The organism is Wohlfahrtiimonas larvae (assembly GCF_002006755.1).
In the GTDB taxonomy this organism is placed as follows: domain Bacteria; phylum Pseudomonadota; class Gammaproteobacteria; order Cardiobacteriales; family Wohlfahrtiimonadaceae; genus Wohlfahrtiimonas; species Wohlfahrtiimonas larvae.
In genome coordinates this window covers 1-1,992 of sequence record NZ_MVDO01000255.1, presented here as the reverse complement: position 1 = coordinate 1,992, position 1,992 = coordinate 1, and the positions used below count along the sequence as shown (strand labels likewise).

Annotated in this window: 1 protein-coding gene and 1 pseudogene; one reads left to right on the top strand and one right to left on the bottom strand. The window is 37.8% G+C overall.

Going from position 1 to position 1,992, the window contains the following annotated elements:
* Positions 1–162 (bottom strand): annotated as a pseudogene (locus BZK14_RS13645) (EamA family transporter); the annotation flags it as partial.
* 144 nt (positions 163–306) lie between these two features.
* Here BZK14_RS13645 and BZK14_RS12885 point away from each other — a divergent pair.
* A complete protein-coding gene (locus BZK14_RS12885) occupies positions 307–1,944 on the top strand; it encodes an amidohydrolase (protein WP_077926863.1) in 1,638 nt (545 codons plus the stop codon).
* Positions 1,945–1,992 lie beyond the last annotated feature (48 nt).

Sequence of the window (1,992 nt, the reverse complement as noted above, 5' to 3'; positions counted from 1 at the left end):
TTTTGCAATCAATGCTTGTAATATTCCGCCAAAACCCATTGCAAAAGCACCAATGGCTAAAGGACTTAAGTTTGGTGCGTATGCAGCAGCTGTGCCTGTTGTGCCCCAAATTAAAGCTGCACCTAATACAGCAATAGATCCCAAATAAGCTTGAATAGACATAAATATATAAAGATTAAAGTAAGATAGAGTGAGATTAAGATAAATTTTTGAGAAAAGGAACTCTCAATTAATAACATTCCATATTTATAATTTTTTGTCTATGATGGTTTTTCGTTTAATCATTGAAAATATCAGAGGGTGAGGATGGTTAAAGCAGATGCTATCTATTTTAACGGTAATATCTATAGTGCTGATGCGCACAATACATTTTATACTGCAATGGCAATTACACAGGGTGAGATTATTGCTATGGGCGATGATACATCTATCTTACGTCATCAAGATGAAGCCACAAAGCTTGTGGATTTACATGGGCAATTTGTGATGCCAGGATTGGTAGATTCGCATCTTCATCCTTTTTGGGGGGCCTCTCAATCATTGAGTTGTAACCTCAAACATCAAGTCCTGAGTAAGTCTGAAATTTTAGTTAAGATAACGGAATATGCTGAGCGCTATATGGAAGAGCACAAAGATGGTTGGATCATTGTGCGTGGTTGGATGCAGCCTGATATGTTGCCCATAGGCAGTGAATTAGTGCGTGAAGATTTGGATAAAATCTCACAAAGTTATCCAATCATCGTATTTTCTAATGACTGTCATTTATTGGTTTGCAACTCATTGGCATTATCATTATTTAAAACGGTGGATATTCTAGAAGATGCCAAAATTAAAGGTATTTTAGAAGATGGCCCTGCAATGCAAGCATTTGATGAAATTACACGTTATTCCGATGACTACGCATTAAAAGTCGCAAGAAAGGCGCAATTTTTATTGAATGAGCAAGGCGTAACAACAGTTATGGATGCACGAGCAGATGCTGTGGCATTCAAAGCATTTCAGTCATTGGCGCAATCTAATGAATTAACATTGCGTGTTTTGGGGGCAAGAGAGATCCCTGCTAAAGCATTTGCTACGGTGGAAATGATTCCTGATGCGATCGCGGAAACTCAAGCGTTTATGGCAGAATTTTCATACAAGCAAACCGCATTACAGCCAACCACAACGATTTCACACATTAAATTTTTCATTGATGGTGTATTGCAGGCGCCATTGCATACAGCATTATTGCGAAAGCCTTATCACTTAGATGGCATTGAGCAATGTGGTGATTGCTATTACGACAAAGCATTGCTCACAGAATTATTGAGCCAAACGAATCAACTTGGTTGGCATCCTCACATGCATACAGTGGGCGATGCTGGTATTGACTTCGCGTTAGATTGTATAGAGGCTTCACAAGAAAGGTCACCTAATTTAGCAGTCAGAGCTGGGTTAGCACACAATGAATTAACTGTGCCAGAGCATTATTCTCGGTTTAAACAGTTAAATGTGATCGCAACACAATCCTTACAATGGGGAGCAATGAGTCAGATAACTCAGGTTGAATTTGAACAGTTATTGGGGAAAGATCGTATTGAATATTTTGAATGTGCGGGGCGATTTTATGATGCTGGTATAAAAGTGGCTTATGGTAGTGATTGGCCTATTGATCATTTGAATTTATGGGAACATTTTCAGATAGGAATGAATCGACAGCTGATTGGAGATGATTATCGACATGATAACGATAGAATGTTGACCATAGAGGAAGTCTTGCGCTCAGCAACGATTGATGCCGCTTATATGCTTGGATTGGAGCATAATATTGGTTCATTAGAAGTGAGTAAATTTGCTGATTTTATTGTCTTGGATCGTGATCCTTTTATGTTGAATTCTTATGAGATTCATAAGGTTAAAGTGGTTGATGTTTTTTTAGGTGGAAAATTGATAAATTTTTCATAGAAATGCTTGACAGATTTTTAAAAAAATATAAAATGAGCACCTCAACTT